Source organism: Macrococcus capreoli (assembly GCF_025628935.1).
Classification (GTDB): Bacteria; Bacillota; Bacilli; order Staphylococcales; family Staphylococcaceae; genus Macrococcoides; species Macrococcoides capreoli.
In genome coordinates this window covers 1-1,032 of record NZ_JAOTIS010000041.1, presented here as the reverse complement: position 1 = coordinate 1,032, position 1,032 = coordinate 1, and the positions used below count along the sequence as shown (strand labels likewise).

Sequence of the window (1,032 nt, the reverse complement as noted above, 5' to 3'; positions counted from 1 at the left end):
TTACTTACTGCCTCATCAATACGCTCAAAATCACTCGTAGAAACGGCTTCAGTAATTCCTTCCATAATGCGATGTTCCGACTGACTGATAGTCACTTGTTCTGTAATGAATTGAACGCATTTCATCAACTACCTTCCACTAAAATTATAGATATCCTAAAACATCCTAAAAAGTGGCAAGTAATACTTACCACTGAATTATTCGCTGTGTTTACTATTTTCTTGTTGCTTGAATGCCTTCATTTCTTCAAAAAATGCTTCATCTACATGTTTTAGCGGTAATTTTAAATATTCATGTCTGAAATAATCCATCTTTTGATATTCATTATATTTACTATAGTCCCAATCCGCATAATCAAATTCCGTTGTTAGCTTCATATTTTCATCTACATGTAAAATAACATTAGACCAAATTGGTTGATCATGATCACGGAAGATTTGTTGGAGTTCGTCAGCCAAATCAAATAACACATCCCATGCTTTTGAATAATATTCTTGAGAGTACCCTGCAATTTCAAATTGCATCGTTGCTGAATATTGCCATTTGTTTATATTTTCTTCAGTATTGTAAAAAAAGTATATAGTTCCTTCTCCATCATTTACGCTTCCATTTATATACAATTCACACCATTCTTCTGGTATCATTTCATTGGCTTGTTCAACTATTTCAATAATTTTTTCATTAATCAATTTTTCTAACACCTTAATTACCTCCATTATTTTTTATTTTTATTTCAAAATATTCATCATCTATAAAATAATGTCCCTTGAATCTATCCGGTCGCAATGAATCGCCACTATACACCGGTTCAATTCGTACTCTCACTCGTTTTGGAGGTACCTCTTTCAATGCATCCGCCCAGGTTTTCTCCATAGCGTACCATTTTCCTCCAGATCTATTTACCTGACTATTCATCGGAACAAGATTATCTAAATCCGGACTACCTCCAAATTGAGTTGCTATTAAGTGTCCTCCATCATCATCTTTTCGTCTAAATATTCTGCCCACTACTCTCTGCATATGCGGTTTTCT

The 1,032-nt window shown here is 33.8% G+C and carries 2 protein-coding genes; both read right to left on the bottom strand.

All coding sequences use genetic code 11. From position 1 onward, the window contains the following. Positions 1-197: 197 nt before the first annotated feature. Complete coding sequence (locus OCL94_RS13160; RefSeq protein ID WP_262997376.1) at positions 198-701, bottom strand: antitoxin YezG family protein; 504 nt, start codon at positions 699-701, stop codon at positions 198-200. A gap of 1 nt (position 702) precedes the next feature. Next, positions 703-1,032, bottom strand: a 330-nt coding sequence (locus OCL94_RS13155; protein WP_262997375.1) for a DNA/RNA non-specific endonuclease, incomplete at its 5' end; no start/stop codon positions are given.